Raw genomic sequence first — 394 nt, 5'->3', positions numbered from 1 at the left:
GGGCACCGTCACCCGCTGGCTCAAGGCCGTCGGCGACACCGTCGACGTCGACGAGCCCCTGCTCGAGGTGTCCACCGACAAGGTCGACACCGAGATCCCCTCCCCCGTGGCGGGGACGCTGCAGGAGATCCTCGTCGGCGAGGACGAGACCGTCGAGGTCGGCACCGACCTCGCCCGCATCGGCGACGGTGCGGCACAGCCGTCCGCCCCCCAGGAGTCGGCGCCCCAGGAGTCGGCGCCCGCGGCGGCGGTCCCGGCGCCCGAGGCGCAGGACGAGCCGAAGGCCGAGGAGTCGCTGGCCGACGAGGTCGCGGTGCGCGAGAGCGCCCGCCAGCAGGCCGAGCAGGCCACGCAGCCGTCCGCGCAGCCCACCCAGGTGCAGGAGGAGAGGGCC

General features: G+C 75.9%; 1 protein-coding gene. It reads left to right on the top strand.

What is annotated here, in order from left to right; all coding sequences use genetic code 11:
* The coding region (locus GTR02_RS22185; protein WP_338073991.1) for a biotin/lipoyl-containing protein at window positions 1–394 on the top strand (394 nt) is incomplete at both ends.

It is taken from the genome of Kineococcus siccus (assembly GCF_009906795.1).
Lineage (GTDB): Bacteria > Actinomycetota > Actinomycetes > Actinomycetales > Kineococcaceae > Kineococcus > Kineococcus siccus.
The sequence above is the reverse complement of the archived record's forward strand: the minus strand, read 5'-3'. Positions and strand labels throughout refer to the sequence as shown.